Raw genomic sequence first — 301 nt, 5'->3', positions numbered from 1 at the left:
GAGAGCTATGAAGGCTCATGAAGAACTGAAACAAAAATTGGGCAAAAATATATTGGTAATTTCAAAAGATGCTTGCAAAATTTCAAGAGGATGACCCCGACGTGATTTGAACACGCGGCCTTATGATTCGGAGTCGGACGCGCTACCGTTGCACCACGGAGTCACTTGTCCCCCTACAACTAAGCCAGTTCATGGTTATTTTCATTCTTTAAATGATTTTCCATCGCTTTTTTCGAAACCTACCCTTTGCACTAAATTCTTGCCACCATGAACTGCCTCTCCAAATGCCTGTAATACAAAA

The 301-nt window shown here is 41.9% G+C and carries 1 tRNA gene; it reads right to left on the bottom strand.

Going from position 1 to position 301, the window contains the following annotated elements:
- Window positions 1–91: 91 nt before the first annotated feature.
- Window positions 92–163 (bottom strand) — tRNA-Arg (locus JEM65_RS21780).
- Window positions 164–301 lie beyond the last annotated feature (138 nt).

The sequence above is a fragment of the Gelidibacter salicanalis genome (assembly GCF_016469035.1).
Classification (GTDB): Bacteria; Bacteroidota; Bacteroidia; order Flavobacteriales; family Flavobacteriaceae; genus Gelidibacter; species Gelidibacter salicanalis_A.
Note: the sequence above shows the minus strand (reverse complement) of the source record. Positions and strands in the feature narration are given on the sequence as shown.